The organism is Flavobacterium undicola, from assembly GCF_009909155.2.
GTDB lineage: Bacteria > Bacteroidota > Bacteroidia > Flavobacteriales > Flavobacteriaceae > Flavobacterium > Flavobacterium undicola.
Window position 1 is genome coordinate 90,030 of the sequence record NZ_JAAAPM020000009.1, and the last position, 22,747, is coordinate 112,776.

Below are 22,747 nucleotides of genomic sequence, written 5' to 3' on the forward strand. Positions count from 1 at the left end.
TAAAAAGAAATCAATAAAAATGGCAATTTCAATAACAATAGCAACGCTATAACAATAGTTTATTAAGATTTTAAATTAGCGATATTCTCCATCTACATAAAACCAAATATCATTTTCCTTAATAAAAGTGGAAAATTCATGATGGATATGTGGCTTTTTATTTGAATCTAAATAATAAGCTTTAAATTCCACCGTAGTTGCAGTGGATTTTAGCACTTCTAATTTTTGCCATTGATTACAAGTAGCCCAAAGTAAAATATCTTCTTTAGAATGCAATGCTCTTTGAGATACATGAGTGGTTGCTACTAAATAATCGGCTTGATGTGTTGCATAAGCGCTATAACGAGAACGCATCAAGGCTTCGGCTGTTGGTGCGTTTTTCAATCCTTTTATATAAGGTTCGCAGCAATCTTTAAATGATTTTTGAGAATCACAATAACAGAAATTCATAATACCAGAACTTATAAGTGACCGTTAAGTGACACAATTTTTTGATACAATTGATTTAATAAAACCTGGTATTTACTAATTTCAATTAAATCTTCGTCTTCATCTGTAGTGTCTAACATCTCATCTAATAATTCACTTACGTCCACTAATTTATTATTAGCTTCTTTAGCATTTTTAGCCGCTATTAAATCAATTATTTCCTGAACTTCGGCTTTTAATAAGGTGTATTTATCGTCTTCCATTTTTTGCTTTTTTATTTATTCTCTTCGGTATTGTTCTCGTTAAACTTTTTCACAATCTCTTTTAGCTTTTCTTTCCTAAGCATTTCGGCTTGCTTTGCTTTAGCTTGCGACTTATGTAACTTGTCATTATGTTTCTTTATATTCTTGTCATTATTTCTTCCCATAATCTTCTTTTTTAATCAACAGTAATAACTCGTCTGCTTTATTTAAAGCAAAATGCAACTTGATTTATTTTTATCTGCTACAAAGTTTATCATTTTTAAATAGAATATTCAAATTAAAAGTAGCTAATTCTTAGAGCCTGTTTAAATTTATTTTAAAAAAAGAAATTTTCTTTTCCCCGTCCCTAAAGGGCGGAAAATTTCTTGAAAATTCATCAAAATTACACCCTTTAGGGATTGGGGGAAGTTAATTTTGATGAATTTTAAACAGGCTCTTAGTTTATCAAAAAAATTAAATTTTGAATCAAAGCCTTACACCGTTGTATTTGTAGGGAAACAAATCCAGATTTTTTATAATTTATAAAAAATCTGGATTTGTTTATTGCTTTTTTAAATGTTTTCCATAGATTTGAGCTAAAACCACTACATTTTATATTTTTTATCAATTTATCAACAAATAATCCAAAGAACATCGACTACCAACTTTAAAAAAAATGAAATTAACAAAATCTTCTTTAAATCATAACAAATGGTTTCTGCTAAAACCCAAGTTGGTAGGGATATTAGTTTTTTTATTTTTTTGTATTATTTTTTCACTGATTCTTTCGCAACAGTATCATATTTCAAAAAAAGCCAAAAATGATGCTATGGATACCAATCTTCAGGCTATCAATAAAAGTATCGAACAATCTTTGAAAAAGAATTATGTTGATGCATTAACATTAGCATTAACCATTAACGACAAAGGTGTACCTGAACATTTTCAATCAATAGGAAAACAAATCCTTGCTTCCGATACTAATATTGATGCGGTACAACTCGTTCCAAATGGAATTATCCGCTTTACCTATCCATTAAAAGGAAATGAAGGTGCTACAGGAATTAATATTTTAACCAATAAAAAATATCGTTTTGAAGCTTTAAAAGCCATTGAAACTCGAAAAATGTATTTTGCAGGTCCTTTTGAATTGAATCAAGGAGGATTGGGAATTTTAGGCCGTTTAGCTATTTATAAAAACAATAAATTTTGGGGATTTTCAGCAATTCTAATTCGATTAAATACGCTATTAGAAAAACCAGAAATAGAAAAATTGGATCAGTCTAAATATTATTTTCAATTTTCTAAAATAAATCCAATTACAAAAAAAGAAACCTTTTTTCTAAACACAAAAACAAAGCTTAATCCTAAGAATGCTGTTTCATCTTTTATACCTGATGGCGACTGGAAACTATATTTATTTGACAAAAAACCAAATGAACTACTACTCACTTTTGCAATACGCTCCTTTTTAGCTTTAATTTTAGCTTCTTTAATTGGTTTTTTAACAACCTCATTTTTTAAAAAACCAGCTGAATTAGAAATTTTACTCAAAAAACAAGCCGATAAACTTTTAAAAAACGAAATTAAATTTAAAAGTGTTTTTGACCAAGCCGCAGTAGGAATAACCTATGTTGATACTAATTCGGGGCAACTTTTAGAAGCAAATAAAAAATATTGTGATTTATTAGGCTATACAGAGCAAGAAATAAAACAAAAAAAAATACAATCCATTGTTCATCCTGATGATTTACAAGAATCTTTTTTAAACTTTGAAAAGCTAAAAAAAGGAATAATCAGAGAATATTCAACAGAAAGAAGGCATATTACAAAATCAAATGACATCATTTGGATAAAACTTACCATTTCGCCTCTTTGGGAAGACAATACATATCCTACAAATCATATTGCTATTGTTGAAGATGTAACCGAACGTAAACTTGCAGAAGAAGCTATTTTTAATTCACAGCAAAGAATTGAATCGCTTATCAATACGGTTGACGGAATTGTATGGGAATGTAATGCAAAAACCCTAGAGTTTACTTTTATCAGTAAAAAAGTAGAAGACATCTTAGGATATACTTCTGAGGAATGGATTAACACTCCTGATTTTTGGGTAAAACACATTTATCATAAAGACAAAGACTTTACCTTAAAATATTGTGCAGAACAAACGGCTCAAAAATTAAATCATGATTTTGAATATCGAATGATAGCAAAAGACGGATCAATTGTTTGGCTTCGAGATATTGTAAATGTAATTGTTGAAAATGGAGAAGCTAAAAACTTAAGAGGCATCATGATTGATGTTACTAAAAACAAAGAAATCGAAAATGATTTAAATAATTCATTTAATCTGGTTAGTGAACAAAACAAGAGGTTATTGAATTTCTCTTATATTGTTTCTCATAATTTAAGATCACATACCAGTAACATTTCCTCCATTGTTGATTTAATTGACAGCTCGGAATCAGAAGAAGAAAAAGAGGAAATGATACAATTATTAAAATCAGTTTCTGATTCTTTAAATGAAACCATGTTAAACCTTAATGAAATTGTTAATATCCAAACCAACGTAGGTTTAGTAACTGAAAACTTAAACTTAAAACAATATCTGGACAATACATTGGCAATTCTTTCAGATCAAATAGAATTGAAAGGCGTAACTGTAGTTTCTTCAATTAAGAACGATATCGAAGTGAACTATAACCCTGCTTATCTGGAAAGTGTTTTATATAATCTAATTTCAAACGCCATTCGTTACAGTCATCACGAAAGACACCCTACTATTCATATTGATTGTTTCAATGAAAGTAAAAAAACAGTTCTTCAAATATCTGATAATGGAATAGGAATTGATTTGAATAAGAATGGTCATAAAATATTTGGAATGTATAAAAAATTCAGTACCCATAAGGATTCTAAAGGTATTGGATTATTTATTACTAAAAATCAAATTGACGCTATGGGGGGTAGTATAACTGTTGAAAGTGAACCCAATTTAGGAACAACTTTTAAAGTATATATATCATGACAGAAAAAACGATTTGGGTTGTAGATGACGATCCTATTTATCAAATTATAATGAAGAAAATAATTCATAAATCGAATATTTTTTCTTCTGCCTATTCTTTTACGAATGGAAAAGAAGCTATTGATACGTTAAAGCAAATCATACTAAAAGACGAAAAAATCCCAGATATTATCTTATTAGATATTGAAATGCCTATTCTGGACGGATGGGGTTTTATGGATGAAATCACCATTTTAAAATCTAGAATTGACGTGCCAATTCAAATTTACATTTCCAGTTCGTCAATTGCTATTGAAGACAAAGAAAGAGCCAAAAACAATACCGGAATTTTAGGTTATATGTGTAAACCGGTAACTCTTGATGATTTAATAAAAATAGCCTCTGTTTAATTAGAAAACTTTTTGGCAACCCCCATTTTTATTTCTTCCAACGTTTTATTGGTATTAATTAACTCTTCAATAATTAAAGAGCGTAAAACAGTAATATCATCACAATCAAAATACCTGGCCCAGGAAGTCAGTTCTAATAAATTTCTAATTTGCTTGATTCTTTTAGTTGTCTCTAAACTGGTTCGAAGTACTGCTTTTTGATTGTAATCAGGATTCTTTATGTGTTGATAATTCACGGTGTTTTTAGCATAATCCATTTCTAAATAGTACAACTTCTCAGTTGCGTTATCAGGATAAAAACAATCCCATTTTGCAAAACCTATTTTGTATTTAGAAGCCGTCTCTGGCTCCATAGGAATCAATCGCCACTTACTGTTAGCTAATCTTCCCCAATGATTAGAAAGTCTATACATGCCTTCTGAGGTATAATAATAATTACTGCCTGCCTTGCTTTCAAATTGGATTTTTAATCCTTTAATAGCATCCGGAAGTACTTCGTGGAAAACACAAAAGGTATTTTTAAAGGAGTTAGGATGTGGTCTAAAGTTTTTTTGCATAAGCGCAAATATACTCAGAAAGCATAAAACAGCCTAAAGCCAAAAATAATTGATTAACTTTGCAGCAGAATTTTAAATAAAATACCATGACCAAGGCTTCAGAAGAAAAGATGTTACAAAAAGGAGTATTTACAGGAATTATTGAAAAAGATGAAAATAACAACTTTTTTTGTGGCGAATATCTATTAGATTACAAAATGGTTCAGGCTAAACATGCTGTAGGTGATTGGATTACTATCAAGTCGGTTATAGAAAACCCGAGTGATATTAGTTATAACAAGTATCCTAAAAAATCTAAAAACTTTGATAAGGCTAACAACAAACCGCAACAATAAGTACTGACACTCTGAGTTTTAGAGTAAAAAAATCTTTTTTTCTTTTTTTTTGCTGATAAAGTAAAAACTTAAAAAAAAGTGTACCTTTGCAAAAAAATTGTCGACTTTGAAACTGTCACAAGATTAGTTTCACACTAACAGACAAGTAGTTACCTTTATTTATGAAAAAAATAGTTGAATACCGCAAGCTCCTAAATGTAGATAAAACTGCACAGCTAAAAGATTTGAAAACCATTTATCGCAATGCGATGAAAGAATCACATCCTGATAAATTTCAAGGTGACGAATCTGGTTTAAAAGAAGCTGAAGAAAACAGTAAAAAAATCATTGAAGCTTACCACTTTTTAGTAAGCATCAATCCTGAAACTATTAAAGCTAATTTACCTGAGTATAATGAAACTATTGCTACTGCAACTGTTACTGATTACAAATTTGTTGAAGGTAGATTGATTATCAATTTTTCTAACGGTAGTGTTTACGAATACATCAGTGTTCCTAAAGCAACTTACGTAAAAATGGTAAACGCTGAATCTCCTGCAAGATTTGCAAAAAGACATATCTTTAATGCTTTTCCTTACAGAAAAACAATAAACCAAGATTAATTTTAATTAATCTGAATGATATAAAAAAAGCCAGTAAAAATAATTTTACTGGCTTTTTTAGTTTTTATAAATTCAGGTTTATTCTAAAATAAAATTCACACTCACGTTAGCGGTAATGGTAATCTCCCCTACTGCCAAAGTTTCTCTTTGAGCCGAATCGCTTTCCATAGCCATTGTTTTCATTCTTGCATAAACGGGTTGTGGAGTATAACTTTGTGTGTTATCCGATATTGTCATTGCACGTCCTATTTTTTGCCCTAAAACCGATACATAATCTTCTGCTTTGTGTTTGGCTTCTTTCATAGCCAGTTTTCGAGCCTCTGATTCATATTGCGCTAATTTAGACGATTGAAAAACTACGTTATCAATTCGATTGATACCTTGGCTCACTAAACCTTCCATCAGCTCATCGTACTTGTTTAAATCTCTAACAATAATTTCTATTGTTTGCGTAGCATTATAAGTAGTTTTCTTTTTTTCATAATCGTATTGCGGATTTAAAGCAACGCGTTGAGTTCTGTAATCGGCTGGTGCCAAATTCATTTTTTTAATCAACTTCAAAACGGCATCTATTTGCTCGTCATTTTTTTGTTTAACTTCTTTGGCATTGTTTCCCTTTGTTTCAACTGTTGCCGAAATTGTGGCTTGATCAGGAATTACTTTTATTTTACCTTCACCTGATACCGTTATTTGTGGAACTTGTTTAATTTCTTGACCATAAGATATGGTCATAAACATTACAGACAGAAATACTACTACTTTTTTCATTTTTATAGTTTTTAATAATTTTCTAGACAATATTCAAAAGCTATGCCATTAAATCTTCTTCTGCTTTATTAAAACAAAAAGAAGTATTATCGGAATTGTTAACAAACTGACCATCAACGGATGTAAGAAAATCAAATCCGGATAAACTAATAATGTAATTAAATAGCCACCAATAGCTCCGCCAAAATGTGCCGTATGACCTATGCCATCATTTTTTGCCTTCATACCATAAATAGAATACAACAGATACAATATTCCAAATACATAAGCCGGCATAGGAATGATAAAAAAGATTCCCAACATCATATCAGGTTGCAATAATATCGAAGAATACAAAATTCCTGTAACAGCTCCTGATGCTCCAATAGCCCGATAATTATAATCGTTTTTATGCAAAATAAAGGTTAATAAACTTCCGAAAATCAAGCTTGCAAAATAGATGATAAGAAATACCCAACTTCCTAAATAAGCCACAACAACAGGGGCAAAAAAATAAAGTGTTATCATATTGAATGCTAAATGTCCAATATCGGCATGAAGAAATCCTGAAGTGAACATCCTGATTTGTTCTCCCGAACGAATACTTCCTATATGAAATTCATATTTTCTAAAAAAAGAATAATCCTTAAATCCCTTATAACTAAAAAGTACATTAGCAATTATTATTGCTATCAAAAAAGTATTCATACCCTGTTTTTATTGTGATTGGTAAATATAATAATTCCAATAGTGTTGATGCGGCTTATTAAAGCTATTTTTTAAATTATAAAACCATCCAATAAATATCAGTTCCACATAGCTCCCAGTAGACAGCTAAGACTTAGAAAAAACGCTTCTTTTTAAAACATATTATCACAAATTGTCCTACAATTAAAAAGTTTACTTGATGATTTGTAATAAAAATATTATTTCTATATTTGAAGAAAATACGCTAATCAAATAGCGACTATACATCCAATAATGGGTATATTCTCGCTATTATATAGCGCGAGTATATACAAGTTAGTGGCAAGCATTTCGAAACTTAACAAGATAAAAGCAATAAAAAATTGAGAGTAATATTAATATTTCTTCTTTTTACTACAACTTTGTTTAGCCAAAGAAAGACTATTGTGGAAATTGAAAACGAATTACAAAAGTCATATCAAAAAATTCAGACAGACAGACTAGGCAACGGTACAATAGCTTGGGATTCACTTGAATCGGACACCAAAACATTTAAAGAAGAAATCACAAAGTACATTGCTACATATCCAGAAACATTAACCTATGAATTTGACTCACTAAAAAAGGAGAATATTGATATTGTTACTTCGGATGACAAGTTATTCAGAATTTACAGTTGGAATACTTGGTTAGGTGGTACAATGGAAGACTTTGAAAACATATTTCAATATAAATCGAACGCTAAAGTATATTATAAGAACAGTTTAGATAAAACTACAAATGAATGGGATTATATCCCTTTTTACTCTCAAATTTTCACTTTAAAAACTGCCAAAAAAACATATTATTTAGTCATTAAAAATGGTAGTTATTCATCTAAAGACGCTAGTCAATCTATTCAAATATATACAATTGAAGACAACAATCTAATTGATTCTGTAAAATTAATTAAAACCCAAAGTGGTCTAACTAACACTATTGATATTTCCTTTGACTTTTTTAGCGTTGTAGACAGACCTGAACGACCACTAGAATTAATCAAATATGATAAAGAAAACAGAATTATTTACATTCCCATTGTTTATGAGAACGGAAAGGTAACTGACAGATTCATTTTATATAAATTTAACGGTGAATATTTTGAGCATATTGAAACGAAGAAAAATAAAAAAGTGAAAAAGTAAAACTAAGCAAGCCACTATCAGCTACTACAACGGATTTGGGCAATATGCTTAATGAAAAATTGGTTTTGTATTTGGGATGATTTGGCAAATCCGAAAATAGGTCTTAATTTAATCCCAAACCAGCTGTAGTACCAGAACATTGGTGGCAACCCTAACCGACCACAATGCAAACAAGAACTGTCTGAATTTTCAAAATCCAATCACATCCAAAACCCCAATATTAAAATCTTAACCTCTCATTTGGATACAATCTTATCTCATTTAGATACTTTTTTCAGAATCAATATTTTGACCTTTGCTTTAAATATTTAAAAACATAAATTTTATGAGCAATATCAAAGAAGTGAAATTAGGAAGTCAGGGATTAATAGTACCTGCAATTGGTCTTGGCTGTATGGGTATGACAACAGGTTTTGGTGGAGACATTTATGGAAAGGCAGATGAAAAAGAAGCAATAGCTACCATTCATCGTTCATTAGAGCTGGGCGGTAATTTTTTGGACACGGCAGATATATATGGTCCTTTTCTCAACGAACAACTGATTGCAAAAGCCATTCAGGGAAACAGGGAAAAATATATTATAGCTTCAAAATTTGGTTTTGAAATTAACGATAACGGACAAGCTACCTGGGCTATAAATGGCAGTAAAAGTTATGTAAAAAAAGCTGTAGAGCGTTCATTAAAAAATCTTGGCACGGATTATATTGACTTGTATTATCTGCATCGATTGGACATCAATACACCAATTGAAGAGACAGTAGAAGCAATGAGCGAATTAGTAAAAGAAGGAAAAATAAAATATATCGGACTTTCGGAAGTAAGTTCTGAAACCATCCGAAAAGCACACCAAATTCACCCACTTACGGCAGTGCAGTCTGAATACTCCTTGTTTGAAAGACAAATTGAAGAATTGGGCATTTTAGATACACTGAAAGAATTAGGTATAGGTCTGGTTGCCTATTCGCCAGTTGGTAGAGGATTTTTAAATGGCGAAATTCAAAAGCCAGAAGATTTTAGAGAAAATGATTTCAGAAAAACAATACCAAAATATCAGGGCGAGCAATTTTACAAAAATGTGGAGTTAGTAAATGAAATTAAAAAAGTAGCCGCCGAAAAAAACATTACTTCTGCACAATTGGCAATTGCGTGGGTTATTGCAAAAGGACACACGCCTATTCCAGGTACAAAACGTGTGAAATATGTTGAAGAAAATATAGCAGCAGCAGGCATTTCGTTAACGCAAGAAGATTTAAACCGTTTGGAAAAAATCATTCCATTGGGAAAAATAACGGGTGCAAGATATGACGAAGTATCAATGAAAGGCGTTAATTTGTAACATTCAAAACAGCGGATAACTTAATTACTTATCCGCTGTTTTTTTTTAATTTTATTGTATGAAAAATAACAAGACTTATTTCTTTAACTCGGTTTCAGAACTTCATCATTTTCTGAATATCAAAAAACCAGCACACCCTTTGGTAAGTGTTGTAAATCTTGATGAGATTGCTGTTAATGTTTGTGAAGAAATGGATACAATTGTTTATAATTTCTACACCATTTATTTGAAAAAGAATTTTGACGGAAAAATAAAATATGGGCAACAGTATTATGATTATGACAATGGAATAATGACCTTTTTTGCACCAAAACAAATGTTTTCGATAGAAGAAAACAGTTCTACAAAAGTGGAAGGTTGGATGCTTGTTTTTCATCCCGATTTTATTCAAAGCTATTCTTTGGCAAAACGGATTAAAGAATACGGATTTTTCTCTTATGCCAACAACGAAGCATTACATCTTTCAGACAAAGAAGAAACCATTATCGCAGGATTAATGCAAAATCTGCAACAGGAAATTGAAGCAATGATAGACAATTACACGCAAGATGTAGTTGTTTCTCATATTGATTTGTTGCTAAACTATTGCAACCGTTTTTACAATCGTCAATTCATTACAAGAAAAAAAGTATCAAGCGATTTGTTTTTAAAATTTGAAGACTTACTAAACGCTTATTATCAAAATGATGATTTAACTGTATCAGGATTGCCCACCGTTCAATACTTTGCTGAAAAACTATTTGTATCGACTCACTATTTGAACGATATGCTGAAAAATTTGACAGGACAAACCACACAACAACATATTCAAAACCAGCTTCTCGAAAAGGCTAAAGAACTTTTATCGACAACAAAATTATCCGTCAGTGAAATTGCTTATCAGTTAGGCTTTGAATATCCGCAATCATTCAGCAAAGTGTTTAAAAACAAAACGGAACAGACACCATTGGAGTTTAGACAGTCTTTTAACTGATCAAAGTGACAGACAATGGACACGACAGAAAAAGGCAGCCACCAACAACAGCTACAACGGATTTGAGCAATTGGCTTAATGGAAAGTTGGTTTTGTGCCAGATGCCGCTTATCAAATCTATTTTTTTAACCATAAAAAAAGCTTAGTTGAAAATTTCCAACTAAGCTTTTACTATTTAGGGTTTGGAGCAATTTTATATTTTATACCATTTAGAATTATAAAACAGTTTTTTTGTTTACCTCACCCCAACCCTCTCCAAAGGAGAGGGAGTTGGAAAATTGGATTATTTTATATTTCTAAATGGTATTACAAATCAAATCCCAGAGAAAACATCCAGACTCTGTTTTGAGCTTTTTGAGCATCGTACAAATCTCCAAGTCCTAAATGGTATCTAACTCCTAAATTTATACCTGAATTAGTTTTGATACCGGCTCCAAAGTTCATTCCCCAGTCAATACTATCAGGATCATATTCTGTAGTACTGCTATAATAACCATCGTATATTTCTTTATGAGTAATAGCCCAGCCAATTTGAGGCCCTATTTCTAAGAAAAGATTATTAGACGGATAGGCTTTGAACATCACAGGAACGTTGATATAATTTAATTTCTGAATAAATCTTCCTGTGTTATCTGTAATCTCATAACCTTGTTGAGAAAACAATAATTCGGGTTGGACAGAGAAATTTCTATCAATAAACGATTCTCCATATACTCCAATATGAAAACCGTGACGTTGATCGGTCTCTCCATAATTACCATCGAAGCTTACCGATGCTAAATTATAACCTCCTTTTATCCCTCCATGAGATTCATGTGAGGTATTTTCTTGTGCGCTTATCGATGTTATTATGCCAAAGAATAACATCATTAAATATGTTTTTCTCATAATTTTAATTTTTTATTTATTTGCCACCATTGGCACGAAGATCAGCTATACATTGAGCGTCAAGTTGTGGAATAGTACCACCTAAGATATTACTCCCCGATTCTGATTCCCAAAACATCAAACAAGTGGTAACACTACAATGTCTCTTATGGTCAGCATCTTCATGGCTTGATTGCATTGCTGTACCTGAATTCGTCAATCCTAAAATATGACCAAATTCATGCTCGATTACTGTAGATTCTAAAACTGCTGTGCTTGGTTTATACAAACCTCCACTTAGTTTTTTAACTGTATTTTCATAAATTACAAAAGAAGTATTTCTGTATGCTGTTCCTAAAACTACTGCCGTACTCGTATCAGTAGAGGATTTTCCATCAGCAAAAAAAGCCCAAACCGCTATTTCACTTCCTTCATTGTAATGAATTCGATTAGCATCTTCAATGGCAATAATTTGCGCATTAGTATAAGTTGCATTTCCCGGTGACGGAATAGGGCTTTTTTCAACGGTAATTCCTCCTGATTTATTAATTCGACCACCCAAAAAAGAAACAAAGTTATTAATTGCTGTTGCCGAAGGTTCATAACCTTCCACATAAACTACCTCTATAACCATACTATCAAATTTATCTTCTGATAATAAATCATGGGCAGAAGTCCCTAAGCTTTTTTTATTATTAGATTTTACGTCTCCTTCAGTATCGTCTTTTGAACAAGAGGTCAGTACTAAAAAAGCTAAGGCTATTACAGCAATTATTTTCTTCATTATATAATTTTTAAGAACAACAAGATTTCAAAAATACAATTTAAAATAAATGAATTGCAAAAATGAACAATACTCAATTAAATTTGTTTCAATACTAAGGTTACAGCACTATTGGTTTTACTTTGCAATGTAATGGTTGAAGTGGTAAAACTGATTACTTTCCATGTATTATTGAATACGGTAAAATTAGTACTTCCGGTAAAACCTAATTGTAAATACACATCCGTGTCTGATGTCATACTATAAGTACCTGTAGCAATAGTAGTCAAAGCTTCCATAGACTTAACCTTCCAATCGTTTGTAAAATCAATAGTCTTATTCAAATAATAACTAGAAGCCGATTCCACTCCTGCAACAATATATGAGCTCACTTTAAAAGTACCATTTACCAATATAGTCTCTAATTTTTTCTTGTTTTCAGCCGCCAATTCCATTTTCGATTCTATACTCAAAGCAGCATCGACATTCGATTTTAATTCGGCATCACTGCTTACTACTTGACTAGATTCGCCAGTAAGTGTAACTGTCATTGGATATTTTACAGAAAAATATTGAGTACTGCTCAAATTAATCATATAGTTGTACAATTGTCTTTCAGTTGTAATCACCACACTTCCGGTTTGCACTAAACTCGCATCATAAGTTAATATTGTAATAGGAAAACTAATATTTAATGAAGAAATAGCATCTTGTCCATTATTTTCAGCTGCAGTACAATTATTAACAATAGCATTATAGTCTGATTGACTGTTTACAGTAACCTCTGTATAATCGCTCATTCTGATTCTTATTGGAAACGTAATAACAACTGAATCTGTATCGTTATTTAATGCTCCAAGAATAGTAATGGCCTGTTCATAGTTCAATTGACTTGCAAAATTAATTGATACTCCATTTACTTTTGCAACAAAAGGAAACAATATAGAAGAACAAGCAGATCCATCGATAAAATCATCAGAGGAACCATCATACATGGAAACTCTCTTCATATTATTAGCTGTAGTTGAATTAGATGTGTTCGTATTTGGATTGTCTCCTTGAACTTCATCAACTTCACTTTGGCATGATGTTAAACTAAAAATTCCCATCAATGCAATTCCGGCAATCAATTTTAATGTTTTCATAATTTACAAATTTAATATTTTATTAATAGTTTATAATGACGATTTATTCGCATTTCTATTAATAAGACAAGTCATCCCTATTTTACCCTACCCAAAAAATTAAAAAAAACCCACAAAAAACACAACCAACTGATATACAGTATGTTTAAAATTATAAAAAAACACATTTTTTCAAATAGTTCCAATTTCAAAAAAATAATCTAATTTTACAAAACCCCTAAACCAATCCTACAACAAGAATGAGTAAGGAAAATAACAATCTTTGCGAAGAATCTCATTTTAGCGAGTTTTATATCAATACGATTCAATCGGCAACTAATTTCGCCTATTATAAATCGGGCGATAGCGATGCCGCTTTAGATTTAGTTCAGGATGCCTTTGCTAAAATTTGGGAAAATTGCTCTCAAATTGACTTCTCTAAAGTAAAAACTTATTTGTTTACCACGGTAAATAATTTATTTCTCAATAGCATTAAACATCAAAAGGTAGTTATGGCTTTCGCCAAAGAAACGCCTTATTTAGATAGAACCAATCAAAGTCCCGAATACCTTTTAGAAGAAGAAGAATTCAAACATACGCTGCAAAAGGCTATTGCTTCTTTGAGTGAAGCGCAAAGAGAAGTTTTTTTAATGAATCGGATTGACGGAAAAAAATACAGAGAAATTGCCGATTTATTAGGTATCACTCAAAAAGCAGTCGAAAAAAGAATGTCTGGCGCTTTAAAAATTCTAAAAGAGCAAATCGAAAATATTTAATTATACCGTTTGTTATTTCAAAATAGTTCCATAAAAATGGAACTAAATGAAATATACAACGGCATAATACCCGAACGACTGAACTAAAATAAAATAAGTACTAGTATTAACTGAATAGTAGGGTAAAAAACATTTAAGTTGTCTTATCATTTTAGCGAGAACTAATGAAAAAGGAAAAAGAAATATTAAAATGGCTTAACGGTGAACTTTCCAGTAAAGAAATCGAAGATTTAAAACAATCAAACGATTTTGAAACACTTGAAAAGATAGCCCATTATTCTGCCCACATAGCAACTCCAAAAGTAGATGCTAAAGCAGCTTTGGCTTCATTAAAAAACAGAAAGCTGACTAAAAAAGAACCTAAGGTGAGAACTTTACATTTTAGAACCATCTTTAGAGTTGCGGCTGTTTTAATAGTAACATTAACTTCGGCTTATTTTTTATTTTACAATACAAACCAATCTTTTGAAACCGGAATTGCACAAACAGAAAGCTTTCAACTTCCGGATAATTCAGAAGTATTATTGAATGCTTCGTCTAAAATCACTTTCAATGAAAAAAATTGGGACAAAAAAAGAGATTTAACACTGGAAGGAGAAGCTTATTTTCAAGTACAAAAAGGAAAAACCTTTAGCGTGAAAACCGCTGACGGTGTGGTAAAAGTGTTAGGAACTCATTTTGATGTTAAACAACGCAACAATTATTATGAAGTAAGTTGTTTCGAAGGATTAGTGAGTGTAACTTACAATGACAAAACCGTAAAATTACCTCCCGGAAAAACCTTTAGAGTAATCAACAAGCAAATTGAAAAAACAGACGATTTTGATGCTGAAACTCCGTCCTGGCTACAAAAAGAATCCAGTTTTACCCGTGTTCCTTTAAATCAGGTAATTGCCGAATTAGAGCGTCAATATGATCTAAAAATAGAAACTCAAGACATTGATACTTCTAAACTTTTTACAGGAAGTTTTACTCATACCAATCAAAAAATAGCCTTAGAAGCCATTACTATTCCGCTACAATTAAGCTATAAAATAAAAGGTAAAACCGTAATATTTTACAAATATGAAGGTCAATAAATGGATTTTTTATATGTTTTTATTTGTTGGGAGTATTTGTTGTGCACAAAAAAGCACTAACAAAACTCCTTTAACTACCATAATCAAAAACACTGAAAAACAATACAATATAAAATTTTCTTATGCTGTAGAAGATATCACCAATATTGCTATCGATAAACCTTCTCCCACTTTAAATCTTCAGGAAACGATTGATTATTTAAATGCTAAAGTACCGCTTAATTTTAAAGCATTAAACGATCGCTATATTACCATTTCGGTTTTAGACAAAACGGTTTCCATTTGTGGAATTGTCCTAACTGAAGATTCAAAAACAATACTTCCCAGCGCATCCATTCGAATCAAAAATAGCTCAGAAGGAAGCATTTCTTCAAACAACGGAAGTTTTAATTTAAAAGATGTCGCAATTGATGCTACAATTATAATTTCTTATTTGGGTTACGAAACAAAAGAATTTAACGCCAAGGAGTTCTTTTCGACGGATAAAAACAATTGTAAAAACATCTTTTTAAAATCCACAAAAGAAGAATTAAACCAAGTTTTGATTAATGTATTCCTGACATCGGGTTTGCAAAAAAACATTGACGGAAGTACCGTTTTAAACACTAAGAAATTTGGAATCCTTCCGGGATTAACTGAACCTGATATCCTTCAATCTATTCAAACATTACCGGGTGTTGAAAGTAGCAACGAAAGCATTGCCAATATTAATGTCCGTGGAGGAACAAACGACCAAAACCTAATGCTTTGGGACAACATCAAAATGTACCATTCAGGACATTTCTTTGGTTTGATTTCGGCTTACAATCCCAATTTGACTAATAAAGTAATTGTCACTAAAAACGGAACAAGTGCCGAATACAGCGATGGCGTTTCCAGTACCGTTAACATGAGTGCCAATAACGAAATAAGAAATACCATTTCAGGCGGAGCCGGTATCAATCTTATAAGCGGAGATGCTTTTGTCGAAATTCCGCTTGCTAAAAATCTGGAAATAGATCTTTCAGCCCGACATTCAATAACCGATATGCTCAACACGCCTACTTATACTAAATATTACAAAAAAAGCTTTCAGGATAGCGAAATCAACGCTAACAATTTGGATAAAAACACTAATTCTGATTTCTCTTTTTACGATTATACGGCTAAAATCCTCTATGATTTGAACGATAAACATCAATTTAGAGCCAATATCATCGGGATTAATAATGAATTAAATTATTCTGAAAACAACAACAGCGACCAAAGCCAATCTAAAGCAAGTAGGCTTTCGCAAAAAAACCTGGGCTACGGTGGAAACTGGAAAGCACAATGGAATAATAAATTCAGCAGCCAACTTAGTACATATTTTTCTAGATATAATATTGATGCCAGCGATTATCGTGTCACTACAAATCAGCTTTTAACAGAAGCCAACGAAGTTCTTGAAACAGGAACAAAGCTGAATTTATATTATGATAGGAATCAAAATATTAAATTTTTAGCGGGTTATCAAATCACCGAAACGGGGATGCTTAATCAAACTAGAGTAAATTCACCTTTCTATTCAAGCACCAAAAAAGATGTTTTGCTAAACCATGCCCTATTTCTGGAAACGGAATACAACAAAAACAAAACCTATTTGAGATTAGGAATGCGTTTGAACTACTTTCAAAAATTCGAAAAATTGTTATTCGAACCAAGAATTAATTTCAGACAAAAATTTTCTGACCAACTGGCATTAAAACTAGAAGGAGAATTTAAAAACCAAACCACAACACAAATCATCGATTTTGAAGATGATTTTCTTGGCGTAGAGAAAAGACGTTGGCAATTAGTCAACAACAAAGACATTCCAATTGCAAAGAGCAAACAGGCTTCGTTAGGGCTTGAATTCAATCAAAACGACTGGAATATTGAACTTACGGGGTTTTATAAAATGGTTGACGGAATTACGGCTTCAAACCAAGGGTTTTACAATAATTTTCAATACAAAAAAGCTCATGGAAGTTATACCGATAATGGGGTTGAATTTTTGATCAATAAAACAACTAAAAAATATAGCACTTGGTTGAGTTATACATTTAGCACCAACAACTATGATTTTGAAAGTTTTATTCCTGCTACATTCCCTAACAATGTCGATATTCGTCATTCGTTTACGCTAGGATTCAATTACAATATTCTGGATAATTTAAAAATCTCGATTGGAGGAATTTGGCACAACGGATTACCTTATACCAAACCAGTTGAAGGAGATGAAACAGTTCAAAACGGAAACAATACTTTTGTCAATTATGATGCTCCCAATGGCCAAAATTTAGACAATTTCCTTCGTTTAGATACATCTGTAAGCTACACTTTTAATTTTACCCAAAAATTAAAAGCAAGCCTACGTGCCGGAATTATCAATTTAACCAACGAAAAAAACTATATCAATAGGTATTACAAAGTGGATCCAAATAATACCGAAAAAGCAATCGAAGTAAACAATCAATCTTTAGGCTTTACACCAAATGTAAGTTTTAGAGTTAATTTTTAATTAGTATTTCAGAAACTTTTTACAAAAAATTAAGCTACATTTGAGAAAAGGATCATTTTCCTAAAATCAACTATTAACCAACTTAATTTTTTCATTATGGGCTTCTTTACTTTTTTTCCATTTTTAATATTACTTATTTACATCGGTATAATTACTGGAATTCTTTATGTCATCTACAAATGGGTAAATAAATTTCTGATTTTAAAACAAGAGCACAATGACTTGCTAAAAGAAATCATCAAGAAAATGGACAATAAATAAAAAACAAAAGCCCTTTCAAAATCAAATTTGAAAGGGCTTTTTAAATTATGTAAACAGTAATTAAATACCTACTACAGCTTTAATTTCATCAATGATTCGCAATGCTAAAGCATCTGCTTGCGATTGCATAGGTGCTTCTGTATAAATACGAATAATCGGCTCTGTATTTGATTTTCTTAAATGAACCCATTCCTTAGCAAAATCTATTTTAACACCATCAATAGTGGATAGTGAGCCTGTCGAACTATCGTTTTTGTATTTCTCAGTCATTGCAACTAGAATGGCATCTACATCAATTTGTGGAGTCAGTTCAATCTTGTTTTTGCTCATGTAATATTCAGGATAGGATGCACGCAAAGCAGCAACACTCATTTTCTTGTTTGCCAAATGCGTCAGGAACAAAGCCACTCCTACCAAACTATCACGACCATAATGTGACTCAGGATAAATGATTCCACCATTTCCTTCACCACCAATGACTGCATTGTTTTTCTTCATCAATTCCACTACATTCACCTCTCCTACCGCACTGGCTTCATAGCTTCCGTTGTGTGCATTAGTCACATCTCGCAAAGCACGCGAAGAAGACATATTAGAAACTGTATTTCCAGGAGTTTTGCTCAATACATAATCGGCAACAGCTACCAAAGTATATTCTTCACCAAACATTTCTCCGTCATCACTAATAAATGCCAAACGATCCACATCAGGATCAACAACAATTCCAAGATGCGCTTTTTCTTCCACTACTAATTCGCAGATATCCTTTAGATGTTCTTTTAAAGGTTCCGGATTATGAGGGAAATGTCCGTTAGGTTCGCAGTATAATTTTACTACTTCAACACCCATTAATTCTAACAATTTCGGAATAATAATTCCTCCAGATGAATTCACCCCGTCAACAACTACTTTAAATTTAGCTGCTTTCACTGCATCAACATCAACCAATTCCAAGTTTAACACTTCATCGATATGAATATCCATATAAGCATCATTTTCAATGATTTCACCCAAGCTATCCACATCCGAAAAATCAAATGCTTCCGCTTCGGCAATTTGAAGAATTTTTTCGCCTTCAATACCATTCAAAAATTCTCCTTTTTCATTCAGCAATTTCAAGGCATTCCATTGTTTTGGATTGTGAGAAGCAGTCAAAATAATTCCACCATCAGCACTTTCTAAAGGAACAGCAATTTCAACCGTCGGCGTTGTAGAAAGTCCTAAATCAATCACATCAATTCCTAAACCAATTAAAGTATTCACCACTAAGTTGTGAATCATAGGTCCTGAAATTCTGGCATCACGTCCTACAACAACCTTTAAATTCTTATTATCCTTGCCATTGGTATTTTTTAACCAAGTTCCATAAGCCGAAGCAAATTTTACTGCATCAACCGGAGTCAGGTTATCCCCTACTTTTCCGCCAATGGTTCCTCGAATTCCTGATATAGATTTTATTAATGTCATTCTTGTTTTTTTAAAATTTTTGGTGATTTAATATAAACTTGGTCACAAATATAAAAAAGTTGTTGAGTTACTAAGGTGCTGAGACGCTAAGATTTTAAAATAATATTTAAGTCTTAAGTTTATTTAAAGCTAAATTACACATCAAAATGATTAAAAAAAGTTTTAATACATTTACTAAAATAAAATCAGCACCTTAGCTTCTAAGAACCTTAGTAACTTTAAAAGATGAATTTTCTAGCACATATCTATCTTTCGGGAGACAATGATTTTATCAAAATTGGCAATTTTATGGCCGATGGTATCCGTGGAAAACAATTTGAAAATTTCTCTGAGGAAATCCAAAAAGGAATTTTGCTGCACAGAGCAATTGATACTTTTACTGATGCACATCCTATTTTCAGAGAAAGCACCAAGCGTTTGCACGAACGCTACCATCACTATGCTGGCGTAATTGTAGATATTTTTTACGATCATTTCTTGGCAAAAAACTGGGCTAATTATTCGAATGAAAATCTGGAAGAATATGTTAATCGGTTCTACCAATCTATGCACATACACCATGATTTACTTAGCGAAAGAGCCAAAAGAATACTGCCGTATATGGAAAAACAAAATTGGCTTTCAAGTTATCAAAGCATTGAAGGAATTCATCAAATTTTAACTCAAATGGATCGACGAACCAACAATAGTTCCAATATGCGTTTCGCATCAGAAGAGCTTCAAATGTATTATGATGAATTTGAACAAGAATTCAGTCTTTTTTTCGAAGAGATAAAAACCTATTGTGCATCCAAAATAAATACGCTTTAAAATGGTATTTGTAACCCAATTAGAAAATGATTTTCAGGAAAACTCCAATGCCGAAAACGCATTGCCAATGGCAAAATACATGAAAAACAAGTTTCCTTTTTATGGCATTAAAACCACCGAAAGAAGACTGCTTTTTAAAACCATTTGGAAACAAAACCAACAAGAAGTTGCTGAAAAAACCAGAGCAATTGCTTCAGCTCTCTACGCAAAAGAGCAAAGAGAATTGCATTATTGTGCCATTGAAATTCTAATAAAAGAACTCAAAGGAAATTACAAAAAAGACGATATTGAATTTATCGAAAAGCTGATTATAACAAATTCCTGGTGGGACAGCGTGGATACTATTTCGAAATATATTTTAGGTCAGTACCTTCTAGAATTTACGGAAACTATTGAAAACACCATCGAGAAATTTTCAAATTCTAATAATATGTGGCTCAACCGAAGCGCTATTTTATTCCAATTGGGTTATAAAAAAGAAACCGATTTCGAATTACTGAAAGCCATTTGCACTCAACATCAATCGTCTACAGAATTTTTTATCCAAAAAGCCATTGGATGGGCTTTGCGTGAATATGCAAAAACAGATTCTGAGGCCGTGAAAAATTTTGTTTTAGTTAATAACTTAAAGCCTTTAAGCCGAAAAGAAGCCCTCAAAAATTTATCCGATGCTTGAAATAATAGTAATTTAGCACTTTCAAAAAAGACAAAATGTTCAAAAAATATATTTCTAAATTAGACACTATTATAGTATGGTCACAATCCATTTTGACCGGAAAACAGTTTATTTTTCTGTCCAGTGTTTTAGTAGGTATTAGTGCAGCATTTGCCGTAATTGTTTTAAAATCATTTGCTCACTGGGTTTTTTCTTTTGCTACTTATATTAATGGTATTCTAAAATTGAGTTTTATCAATAGTATTCTGCCTATTGCAGGACTTTTGTTAACCGTATTTGTCATCAAAAAAGTATTGGGAGGAACGATCGAAAAAGGAACTTCTCAAATTTTGTATGCCGTTGCCAAAAAGGCCAGCATCATTCCCGAAAAACAAATGTATGCCCATATCATCACCAGTTCCTTAACTGTTGGTTTGGGTGGTTCTGCGGGTTTAGAAAGCCCAATTGTGGTTACTGGAGCAGCCTTTGGTTCTAATTATGCTCAAAAATACAAGTTAAGTTATAAAGACCGAACACTTCTTATAGGCTGTGGCGTTTCTGCCGGAATTGGAGCTGCCTTTAACGCCCCTATTGCCGGAGTTTTGTTTGCCATTGAATTTTTACTGGTCGATGTAAGTATATCTGCTTTCACCCCAATTATGATTTCTGCTGCCACAGGCGCTATTGTATCAGCGATTACCTTAGACGAAACTGTTTTATTGAATTTCAAACAGCAACAGCTTTTTAATTATCACAATATCCCTTTTTATGTCCTGCTTGGTGTGCTAACCGGTTTTATTTCTATTTATTACACCCGAAATTTTCAAAGAACTGAACACTTTTTTCACCGGCTAAAATTAACGCCATATAAAAAAGCAATGTTTGGTGCTGCTCTGCTAGCAGTATTAATTTTTATTTTTCCAAAACTTTTTGGAGAAGGATATGAAAGTATCAAAATCTTAGCTGAAAATCATCCTGAAGAAATGCTTGAAAACACGCTGTTTGAAAGCTTTAAAAGCAACCGTTGGGTTTTACTTGCTTTTGTAGCAGCCACAATGATGATGAAAGTTTTTGCAACCTCCATAACTTTGGGCTCCGGAGGAAATGGAGGAAATTTTGCTCCTTCCCTTTTTGTAGGCTCTTATGTTGGTTTTGTATTTTCAAAATTCATCAATTTAATAGGATTATCACATTTGCCTGTAAGTAATTTTACCATGGTAGGTATGGCCGGAATCTTGAGTGGATTATTTCATGCACCACTTACCGCTATTTTCCTTATCGCCGAAATTACAGGTGGTTACAGCCTGATGGTTCCGCTGATGATTGTCGCTTCGATAAGTTTTGCAATTTCAAAACGTTTTGAAAAACATTCTATGGATGTGAAAAATCTGGCCGAAAAAGGACATGTTTTCACTAACAATAAAGACACTAATGTACTTTCGACCTTAAATACCAATTCCATTATTCATACCGATTTTTTAACCCTTTCACCTAACGAAAATCTTGAAAAATTAGTGGATTTGATTTCGCATTCCAATCAATCTGTTTTTGCTGTGGTTGACAAAGAACAGCATTTATTAGGTGTAGTCCATTTTAATGATATACGTGAAATCATTTTTAATAAATATCGTGTAAAATATACTTTGGTTAAAGATATCATGACACCACCAGCCGATATTATTTATCCATTTCATAGCATGGAAGTGGTTATGGATAAATTTGAAAAAACAAAACGAACTTTTTTACCCGTCATCAAAGACGAGAAGTACTTTGGTTTTATCTCAAAATCTGAAGCACTAGAAGCCTATCGGGCTAAATTAAAATCGATGACTATCGAATAAATTTAAGCTCATTATAATAAAGAGAAAGTGCCAACCTAAGTTAGCGTTTTCGCTTTATTATTTATATT

General features: G+C 32.1%; 23 protein-coding genes. 13 read left to right on the forward strand and 10 right to left on the reverse strand.

Features of this window, described 5'->3' with window-relative positions; translation table 11 throughout:
- Positions 1 to 75 precede the first annotated feature (75 nt).
- From GTZ96_RS07240 to GTZ96_RS07250, 3 genes are read right to left on the reverse strand one after another with little or no spacing between them, the layout of a single operon-like run.
- Positions 76 to 450, reverse strand: coding sequence for a YchJ family protein (locus GTZ96_RS07240; protein WP_161642372.1), 375 nt, complete (start codon positions 448 to 450; stop codon positions 76 to 78).
- An 11-nt stretch (positions 451 to 461) separates the two neighbouring features.
- Positions 462 to 692, reverse strand: a complete 231-nt coding sequence (locus GTZ96_RS07245; protein ID WP_161642374.1) for a hypothetical protein — start codon at positions 690 to 692, stop codon at positions 462 to 464.
- An 11-nt stretch (positions 693 to 703) separates the two neighbouring features.
- Entirely contained in the window at positions 704 to 856 is a 153-nt protein-coding gene (locus tag GTZ96_RS07250; protein WP_181033159.1) for a hypothetical protein, read from the reverse strand.
- 491 nt (positions 857 to 1,347) lie between these two features.
- Here GTZ96_RS07250 and GTZ96_RS07255 point away from each other — a divergent pair, with 491 nt between their 5' ends.
- A complete protein-coding gene (locus tag GTZ96_RS07255; protein ID WP_161642376.1) occupies positions 1,348 to 3,705 on the forward strand; it encodes a sensor histidine kinase in 2,358 nt (785 codons plus the stop codon).
- Entirely contained in the window at positions 3,702 to 4,094 is a 393-nt protein-coding gene (locus GTZ96_RS07260) for a response regulator (protein ID WP_161642378.1), read from the forward strand. The genes GTZ96_RS07255 and GTZ96_RS07260 overlap by 4 nt, the downstream gene beginning before the upstream one ends.
- Here GTZ96_RS07260 and GTZ96_RS07265 read toward each other — a convergent pair.
- Positions 4,091 to 4,651, reverse strand: a complete 561-nt coding sequence (locus GTZ96_RS07265; protein WP_161642380.1) for a hypothetical protein — start codon at positions 4,649 to 4,651, stop codon at positions 4,091 to 4,093. The two genes, GTZ96_RS07260 and GTZ96_RS07265, sit on opposite strands and share 4 nt — an antisense overlap.
- Before the next feature lie 86 nt (positions 4,652 to 4,737).
- Between GTZ96_RS07265 and GTZ96_RS07270 the strand changes: the two genes are divergently transcribed.
- Complete coding sequence (locus GTZ96_RS07270; RefSeq protein ID WP_161642382.1) at positions 4,738 to 4,986, forward strand: hypothetical protein; 249 nt, start codon at positions 4,738 to 4,740, stop codon at positions 4,984 to 4,986.
- Positions 4,987 to 5,147: 161 nt separating this feature from the next.
- Positions 5,148 to 5,588 (forward strand): KTSC domain-containing protein, encoded by a 441-nt coding sequence (locus tag GTZ96_RS07275; protein ID WP_161642384.1) that lies wholly within the window; start codon positions 5,148 to 5,150, stop codon positions 5,586 to 5,588.
- Between the two features lie 78 nt (positions 5,589 to 5,666).
- Here the strand turns inward: GTZ96_RS07275 and GTZ96_RS07280 are convergent, their stop codons facing one another.
- Positions 5,667 to 6,356: an SIMPL domain-containing protein gene (locus GTZ96_RS07280; RefSeq protein ID WP_161642386.1), complete on the reverse strand. Its 690-nt coding sequence runs from the start codon at positions 6,354 to 6,356 to the stop codon at positions 5,667 to 5,669.
- 48 nt (positions 6,357 to 6,404) lie between these two features.
- Positions 6,405 to 7,043, reverse strand: coding sequence for a rhomboid family intramembrane serine protease (locus GTZ96_RS07285; protein WP_161642388.1), 639 nt, complete (start codon positions 7,041 to 7,043; stop codon positions 6,405 to 6,407).
- 362 nt (positions 7,044 to 7,405) lie between these two features.
- Here GTZ96_RS07285 and GTZ96_RS07290 point away from each other — a divergent pair, with 362 nt between their 5' ends.
- From GTZ96_RS07290 to GTZ96_RS07300, 3 genes are all read left to right on the forward strand, one after another.
- Positions 7,406 to 8,206: a hypothetical protein gene (locus tag GTZ96_RS07290; protein ID WP_181033160.1), complete on the forward strand. Its 801-nt coding sequence runs from the start codon at positions 7,406 to 7,408 to the stop codon at positions 8,204 to 8,206.
- Between the two features lie 325 nt (positions 8,207 to 8,531).
- Complete coding sequence (locus GTZ96_RS07295; RefSeq protein ID WP_161642392.1) at positions 8,532 to 9,542, forward strand: aldo/keto reductase; 1,011 nt, start codon at positions 8,532 to 8,534, stop codon at positions 9,540 to 9,542.
- A 58-nt stretch (positions 9,543 to 9,600) separates the two neighbouring features.
- Positions 9,601 to 10,515 carry a helix-turn-helix domain-containing protein gene (locus tag GTZ96_RS07300; protein WP_161642394.1) on the forward strand — a complete coding sequence of 305 codons (915 nt, stop codon included), beginning with the start codon at positions 9,601 to 9,603 and terminating at the stop codon, positions 10,513 to 10,515.
- Positions 10,516 to 10,821: 306 nt separating this feature from the next.
- On the opposite strand, the gene GTZ96_RS07305 is transcribed toward GTZ96_RS07300, so the two are convergent.
- The 3 genes from GTZ96_RS07305 to GTZ96_RS07315 form a co-directional block, all read right to left on the reverse strand.
- Complete coding sequence (locus GTZ96_RS07305) at positions 10,822 to 11,403, reverse strand: porin family protein (protein WP_161642396.1); 582 nt, start codon at positions 11,401 to 11,403, stop codon at positions 10,822 to 10,824.
- A 16-nt stretch (positions 11,404 to 11,419) separates the two neighbouring features.
- On the reverse strand, positions 11,420 to 12,166 hold the full coding sequence (locus GTZ96_RS07310; protein WP_161642398.1) for a membrane metalloprotease: 747 nt from the start codon (positions 12,164 to 12,166) through the stop codon (positions 11,420 to 11,422).
- Positions 12,167 to 12,243: 77 nt separating this feature from the next.
- Complete coding sequence (locus tag GTZ96_RS07315) at positions 12,244 to 13,290, reverse strand: hypothetical protein (protein WP_161642400.1); 1,047 nt, start codon at positions 13,288 to 13,290, stop codon at positions 12,244 to 12,246.
- A gap of 239 nt (positions 13,291 to 13,529) precedes the next feature.
- On the opposite strand from GTZ96_RS07315, the gene GTZ96_RS07320 reads away from it, so the two are divergent.
- The 3 genes from GTZ96_RS07320 (at position 13,530) to GTZ96_RS07330 (ending at position 17,645) form a co-directional block, all read left to right on the forward strand.
- Positions 13,530 to 14,045: an RNA polymerase sigma factor gene (locus tag GTZ96_RS07320; RefSeq protein WP_161642401.1), complete on the forward strand. Its 516-nt coding sequence runs from the start codon at positions 13,530 to 13,532 to the stop codon at positions 14,043 to 14,045.
- Between the two features lie 164 nt (positions 14,046 to 14,209).
- Positions 14,210 to 15,124, forward strand: coding sequence for a FecR family protein (locus GTZ96_RS07325; RefSeq protein ID WP_161642402.1), 915 nt, complete (start codon positions 14,210 to 14,212; stop codon positions 15,122 to 15,124).
- A gap of 13 nt (positions 15,125 to 15,137) precedes the next feature.
- Positions 15,138 to 17,645: a TonB-dependent receptor gene (locus GTZ96_RS07330; RefSeq protein WP_235972887.1), complete on the forward strand. Its 2,508-nt coding sequence runs from the start codon at positions 15,138 to 15,140 to the stop codon at positions 17,643 to 17,645.
- Between the two features lie 321 nt (positions 17,646 to 17,966).
- On the opposite strand, the gene glmM is transcribed toward GTZ96_RS07330, so the two are convergent.
- A complete protein-coding gene (gene glmM, locus GTZ96_RS07335; protein WP_161642404.1) occupies positions 17,967 to 19,373 on the reverse strand; it encodes a phosphoglucosamine mutase in 1,407 nt (468 codons plus the stop codon).
- 225 nt (positions 19,374 to 19,598) lie between these two features.
- Between glmM and GTZ96_RS07340 the strand changes: the two genes are divergently transcribed.
- From GTZ96_RS07340 to GTZ96_RS07350, 3 genes are read left to right on the forward strand one after another with little or no spacing between them, the layout of a single operon-like run.
- Positions 19,599 to 20,183, forward strand: a complete 585-nt coding sequence (locus GTZ96_RS07340) for an acyl carrier protein phosphodiesterase (protein ID WP_161642405.1) — start codon at positions 19,599 to 19,601, stop codon at positions 20,181 to 20,183.
- 1 nt (position 20,184) lies between these two features.
- Positions 20,185 to 20,859, forward strand: a complete 675-nt coding sequence (locus tag GTZ96_RS07345) for a DNA alkylation repair protein (RefSeq protein ID WP_161642406.1) — start codon at positions 20,185 to 20,187, stop codon at positions 20,857 to 20,859.
- 35 nt (positions 20,860 to 20,894) lie between these two features.
- Positions 20,895 to 22,679 (forward strand): chloride channel protein, encoded by a 1,785-nt coding sequence (locus GTZ96_RS07350; protein ID WP_161642407.1) that lies wholly within the window; start codon positions 20,895 to 20,897, stop codon positions 22,677 to 22,679.
- Positions 22,680 to 22,747 lie beyond the last annotated feature (68 nt).

What these genes read in the sequence shown, in the direction of transcription:
- GTZ96_RS07280 (WP_161642386.1), bottom strand. Translation starts at nt 6,356, where the DNA reads ATGAAAAAAGTAGTAGTATTTCTGTCTGTAATGTTTATGACCATATCT.
- GTZ96_RS07255 (WP_161642376.1), top strand. Translation starts at nt 1,348, where the DNA reads ATGAAATTAACAAAATCTTCTTTAAATCATAACAAATGGTTTCTGCTA.
- GTZ96_RS07265 (WP_161642380.1), bottom strand. Translation starts at nt 4,651, where the DNA reads ATGCAAAAAAACTTTAGACCACATCCTAACTCCTTTAAAAATACCTTT.
- GTZ96_RS07325 (WP_161642402.1), top strand. Translation starts at nt 14,210, where the DNA reads ATGAAAAAGGAAAAAGAAATATTAAAATGGCTTAACGGTGAACTTTCC.
- GTZ96_RS07330 (WP_235972887.1), top strand. Translation starts at nt 15,138, where the DNA reads ATGTTTTTATTTGTTGGGAGTATTTGTTGTGCACAAAAAAGCACTAAC.
- GTZ96_RS07275 (WP_161642384.1), top strand. Translation starts at nt 5,148, where the DNA reads ATGAAAAAAATAGTTGAATACCGCAAGCTCCTAAATGTAGATAAAACT.
- GTZ96_RS07315 (WP_161642400.1), bottom strand. Translation starts at nt 13,290, where the DNA reads ATGAAAACATTAAAATTGATTGCCGGAATTGCATTGATGGGAATTTTT.
- GTZ96_RS07245 (WP_161642374.1), bottom strand. Translation starts at nt 692, where the DNA reads ATGGAAGACGATAAATACACCTTATTAAAAGCCGAAGTTCAGGAAATA.
- GTZ96_RS07320 (WP_161642401.1), top strand. Translation starts at nt 13,530, where the DNA reads ATGAGTAAGGAAAATAACAATCTTTGCGAAGAATCTCATTTTAGCGAG.
- GTZ96_RS07340 (WP_161642405.1), top strand. Translation starts at nt 19,599, where the DNA reads ATGAATTTTCTAGCACATATCTATCTTTCGGGAGACAATGATTTTATC.
- GTZ96_RS07295 (WP_161642392.1), top strand. Translation starts at nt 8,532, where the DNA reads ATGAGCAATATCAAAGAAGTGAAATTAGGAAGTCAGGGATTAATAGTA.
- GTZ96_RS07300 (WP_161642394.1), top strand. Translation starts at nt 9,601, where the DNA reads ATGAAAAATAACAAGACTTATTTCTTTAACTCGGTTTCAGAACTTCAT.
- GTZ96_RS07350 (WP_161642407.1), top strand. Translation starts at nt 20,895, where the DNA reads ATGTTCAAAAAATATATTTCTAAATTAGACACTATTATAGTATGGTCA.
- GTZ96_RS07240 (WP_161642372.1), bottom strand. Translation starts at nt 450, where the DNA reads ATGAATTTCTGTTATTGTGATTCTCAAAAATCATTTAAAGATTGCTGC.
- GTZ96_RS07305 (WP_161642396.1), bottom strand. Translation starts at nt 11,403, where the DNA reads ATGAGAAAAACATATTTAATGATGTTATTCTTTGGCATAATAACATCG.
- GTZ96_RS07260 (WP_161642378.1), top strand. Translation starts at nt 3,702, where the DNA reads ATGACAGAAAAAACGATTTGGGTTGTAGATGACGATCCTATTTATCAA.
- glmM (WP_161642404.1), bottom strand. Translation starts at nt 19,373, where the DNA reads ATGACATTAATAAAATCTATATCAGGAATTCGAGGAACCATTGGCGGA.
- GTZ96_RS07345 (WP_161642406.1), top strand. Translation starts at nt 20,185, where the DNA reads ATGGTATTTGTAACCCAATTAGAAAATGATTTTCAGGAAAACTCCAAT.
- GTZ96_RS07250 (WP_181033159.1), bottom strand. Translation starts at nt 856, where the DNA reads ATGGGAAGAAATAATGACAAGAATATAAAGAAACATAATGACAAGTTA.
- GTZ96_RS07270 (WP_161642382.1), top strand. Translation starts at nt 4,738, where the DNA reads ATGACCAAGGCTTCAGAAGAAAAGATGTTACAAAAAGGAGTATTTACA.
- GTZ96_RS07310 (WP_161642398.1), bottom strand. Translation starts at nt 12,166, where the DNA reads ATGAAGAAAATAATTGCTGTAATAGCCTTAGCTTTTTTAGTACTGACC.
- GTZ96_RS07285 (WP_161642388.1), bottom strand. Translation starts at nt 7,043, where the DNA reads ATGAATACTTTTTTGATAGCAATAATAATTGCTAATGTACTTTTTAGT.